Origin of the sequence: Novosphingobium sp. PC22D, from assembly GCF_002556635.1 — a bacterium.
Lineage (GTDB): Bacteria > Pseudomonadota > Alphaproteobacteria > Sphingomonadales > Sphingomonadaceae > Novosphingobium.
In genome coordinates this window covers 1-1,340 of the sequence record NZ_MWMO01000047.1, presented here as the reverse complement: position 1 = coordinate 1,340, position 1,340 = coordinate 1, and the positions used below count along the sequence as shown (strand labels likewise).

1 protein-coding gene is annotated in these 1,340 nt (G+C 61.2%); it reads left to right on the top strand.

Annotated features, from left to right (window positions below; translation table 11 throughout):
- Positions 1 to 85 precede the first annotated feature (85 nt).
- Positions 86 to 1,093 (top strand): IS110 family transposase, encoded by a 1,008-nt coding sequence (locus B2G71_RS23540; protein WP_098109090.1) that lies wholly within the window; start codon positions 86 to 88, stop codon positions 1,091 to 1,093.
- Positions 1,094 to 1,340 lie beyond the last annotated feature (247 nt).

Below are 1,340 nucleotides of genomic sequence, written 5' to 3'. Positions count from 1 at the left end.
TCATCGTGTAATTGCGGCTGCTTCCCTCGGACCTTGGTTGAGGCGCACACTTCTGGTTGTCGAATCCTGAAGGAAGGAAGCAGCCATGAAGCACTATGCCGGATTGGACTTGTCGATGGAATCCACGCAGGTCTGCATCGTTGATGACAATGGTCGGAAGGTCGTGTCGGAGAAAGTGGAAAGCTCTCCGGAGGCGATCGCCATGATGCTGGAGCGATATGGTCCAATCGAGCGGGCGGTGATCGAAACGGGCCGCATGTCGCCGGCGATTTGCCTTGGTCTGCGTGAACTGGGTGTCCCGGTGGTGTGCATCGATGCCCGCCAGGCGCACCAGAGCCTCAAAGCAATGAAGGCGAACAAGACCGACCCTCACGATGCCGCCGGCCTAGCACAGTTGGCGCGCACCGGCTTCTACAAGGAGGTGCATGTGAAATCTCCGGCAGCGCATGGCGTTCGCAGCGTGATCACCGCACGCAGCCATCTGGTGGAAGCGCGTGTCCGGCTCGACAACACGATCCGCGGTCTCTGCGCCACGTTCGGCTATCGGCCCGGCGCAGGTCAAGGGAAGGCCTTCCTCGAACGGATCATGCAAGCGGCACACATCCCGGGCCTTGGCGACGCCATCGCATCCTTGCTGTCCGTGCGCGCAGAACTGGTCGAGCAAATCAAGGAAATGGACCGCCGCCTGCGTGTCATCGCCAGCCAGTCACAGGCTTGCGAGATCCTGATGACCATCCCAGGCGTCGGCGTGCAGACATCGGCCGCCTTCGCCGCTGCAGTCGATGAAGCCGGACGCTTCCGACAATCACGCAATGCCGGCGCCTACTTCGGCCTTGTGCCCCGCCGCCATCAGTCGGGCGAACTAGACTGGACAGGCAGGATCACCAAACAGGGCGATGGGACCGTGCGCAAGCTGCTCTACGAAGCTGCCAACTCGATCCTCACCCGGAGCCGTGAGACCTTCGCCCTGAAAACATGGGCCATGAAGATCGCCAAGCGTCGCGGCTTGAAGAAAGCCCGTGTCGCACTCGCCCGTCGGCTCGCGGTCATCATGCATGCCATGCTGCGCGATGGCACTTTGTTCCAAGCGTGAGGTAGGGTAGAACCTGTTTGCCAGCGGTGAAGCGTCAAAGCGATCCGAGGGCGGTGTCCCGCGAGGGAACGCAGGGACGAACGATCTGCGAAGGTAGTCAGATGGGCTGCAAAGCCCGCTTCGAGTCAATGCAACGTTCGCCTCTGTGAGACCCGATATAGCACGACCAGGCTTCGGCCGGGCCAGTGCGGACAGATCCATGAAACCCTCAAGGGATCGGCACCGCCAAGCTCTGCAATTACAGATC